Origin of the sequence: Bradyrhizobium sp. UBA2491, from assembly GCF_002341725.1 — a bacterium.
Classification (GTDB): Bacteria; Pseudomonadota; Alphaproteobacteria; order Rhizobiales; family Xanthobacteraceae; genus Bradyrhizobium.
The window spans coordinates 80,560-81,043 of the sequence record NZ_DDOP01000061.1 but is presented as its reverse complement, the minus strand read 5'-3'; positions in this window follow the sequence as shown (position 1 = coordinate 81,043).

The window sequence follows — 484 nt, the reverse complement described above, 5'->3', positions numbered from 1 at the left end:
TCCGCCGCCGTTGTCGCAACGGCTTTCATCATGACACTTCCCCTGTTTGTCGTTTTTATCGACTTTATTCGACGAAACTTGTGTCCCGCCTGATAGGTCCAACGTAAGGGGGCCGTTTGAATATCCGCTTAAATAAGAGAATAAAGAGATCATGAATTTAAGACAGTGAATCGTGGATTAAGCCCATGGATCAAGGGCTTTTCGCAACTTTTCATTGACGGTGCGGGGCCGCTGTTCACGCTTCGTCTGCCACCCCTGTCACATTCGGAAACAGCTTCGTTCGAATTCGAAACGGTGGCGTAACGGGTGTGAGGGAACCCTTACTGGTGACTGATCGGTTACCGGAAAATTGTCCGAAAATTTTTCGGGATGACAGCGCAGGATCTACACGCGATGGGCGTGGCGGCCCTCATTCGCGACCGCCTCATGGACCGGCTCCGCCGTCGGCCAGCGCAAAGCCGGCCGGCGCATGCGCCGAGATCCG